Source organism: Thermoactinomyces intermedius, assembly GCF_013912365.1.
Taxonomy (GTDB): domain Bacteria; phylum Bacillota; class Bacilli; order Thermoactinomycetales; family Thermoactinomycetaceae; genus Thermoactinomyces; species Thermoactinomyces intermedius.
Genome location: NZ_JACETT010000064.1, coordinates 1 through 697 on the forward strand (window position 1 = coordinate 1; position 697 = coordinate 697).

At 54.8% G+C, this 697-nt stretch carries 7 tRNA genes; all 7 read right to left on the bottom strand.

Annotation, left to right across the window (positions count from 1 at the left end):
- Positions 1-51: 51 nt before the first annotated feature.
- The 7 genes from H1R82_RS13555 to H1R82_RS13585 all read right to left on the bottom strand — a co-directional run bounded on the left by H1R82_RS13555 (position 52) and on the right by H1R82_RS13585 (position 631).
- A tRNA-Asn gene (locus H1R82_RS13555) sits at positions 52-126 on the bottom strand.
- A 9-nt stretch (positions 127-135) separates the two neighbouring features.
- Positions 136-209, bottom strand: a tRNA-Gly gene (locus tag H1R82_RS13560).
- Between the two features lie 3 nt (positions 210-212).
- Positions 213-287: transfer RNA gene (locus H1R82_RS13565), tRNA-Gly, on the bottom strand.
- A 7-nt stretch (positions 288-294) separates the two neighbouring features.
- Positions 295-370: transfer RNA gene (locus tag H1R82_RS13570), tRNA-Lys, on the bottom strand.
- Positions 371-376: 6 nt separating this feature from the next.
- Positions 377-451, bottom strand: a tRNA-Gln gene (locus H1R82_RS13575).
- Positions 452-465: 14 nt separating this feature from the next.
- Positions 466-550, bottom strand: a tRNA-Tyr gene (locus H1R82_RS13580).
- A 5-nt stretch (positions 551-555) separates the two neighbouring features.
- A tRNA-Val gene (locus tag H1R82_RS13585) sits at positions 556-631 on the bottom strand.
- Between the last annotated feature and the right edge of the window lie 66 nt (positions 632-697).

A 697-nucleotide genomic window follows, 5' to 3' on the forward strand; every position in this document is an offset into this window, starting at 1 on the left:
AAAGGCTGGTGTGTTAAACCACTTCACCAACGGGCCAAGATGGCAAATAAATGGCTCCTCAGGCAGGACTCGAACCTGCAACCTACCGGTTAACAGCCGGGCGCTCTACCATTGAGCTACTGAGGAACGTTATCTTGGAGCGGGTGAAGGGAATCGAACCCTCGCATTCGGCTTGGAAGGCCGATGTTCTACCACTGAACTACACCCGCATATGGAGCGGAAGACGGGATTCGAACCCGCGACCCTCGCCTTGGCAAGGCGATGCTCTACCCCTGAGCCACTTCCGCATTATATTGGTGAGCCATGAAGGACTCGAACCTTCGACACCCTGATTAAAAGTCAGGTGCTCTACCAACTGAGCTAATGGCTCACAACCTGGCTGGGGAAGCAGGATTCGAACCTGCGCATCACGGAGTCAAAGTCCGTTGCCTTACCGCTTGGCTATTCCCCAGCGTATATGATATGTGGTGGAGGGAGTAGGATTCGAACCTACGAAGGCAAAGCCAGCGGATTTACAGTCCGCCCCAGTTGACCACTTTGGTATCCCTCCGTATATGGTGGACGCTGACGGGATCGAACCGCCGACCCTCTGCTTGTAAGGCAGATGCTCTCCCAGCTGAGCTAAGCGTCCGTTTTTGGTGACCCGTAGGGGATTCGAACCCCTGCATGCCAGCGTGAAAGGCTGGTGTGTTAAACC